Consider the following 306-nt stretch of genomic DNA (forward strand, 5'->3'; position numbering starts at 1 on the left):
CCAGCTCGTCCTCCATGCGCAGCAGCTTCTGCGTCTCGCCCTCCAGCAGACGCCCGGCCGGGATGCCCGTCCAGGAGCCGACCACGTCCGCGATGTCATCGGGGCCGACCTCCTCCTTGACCATCGTGTCCTTGGCGGACTCCTGCTGGGCCTCGGCCTCGCTCGCCTCCTCCAGCTCGCGCTCCAGGGCCGGGATCTCGCCGTAGAGCAGCTTGGACGCGGTGTCGAAGTCCCCGTCGCGCTGGGCGCGCTCGGCGCGGCCGCGGGTCTCGTCGAGGCGCTCCTTCAGCTCGCCGACCCGGTTGA

General features: G+C 71.9%; 1 pseudogene. It reads right to left on the bottom strand.

The window, feature by feature from the left end:
• Nucleotides 1–306 (bottom strand): annotated as a pseudogene (locus tag OQ02_RS39815) (ATP-dependent chaperone ClpB); the annotation flags it as partial.

The sequence above is a fragment of the Saccharothrix sp. NRRL B-16314 genome (assembly GCF_000716595.1).
Classification (GTDB): domain Bacteria; phylum Actinomycetota; class Actinomycetes; order Mycobacteriales; family Pseudonocardiaceae; genus Actinosynnema.